Below are 251 nucleotides of genomic sequence, written 5' to 3' on the forward strand. Positions count from 1 at the left end.
GGCCTTCGCCGCGGATCAGCTTGCCCGGCAGGCTGTCGCTGTTTTCGGCACTGTAGATCGAGCGCTGTTTCACGGCACCCGCGGCCAGCGCCATGCGGGCTGGACCCTTGGCGGGGACGGCGACCATGCGCAACGAGCGGAACGTACTGTCCTTGGCGCGCGTGCGCAGCGCGACCTCCCGTTGGGCTTTATCGCCGTGGCGCGCGATCTGGTCGAGCATGTACGGCGGGATCAGGCAGAAAATCGGGTTG

General features: G+C 67.3%; 1 protein-coding gene. It reads right to left on the reverse strand.

Going from position 1 to position 251, the window contains the following annotated elements; translation table 11 throughout:
- Positions 1 to 251 (reverse strand): hypothetical protein (locus AC0L20_RS41475; RefSeq protein WP_473295907.1); only part of this gene is annotated, 251 nt, incomplete at both ends.

Source organism: Bradyrhizobium sp. Kon58, from assembly GCF_055807455.1.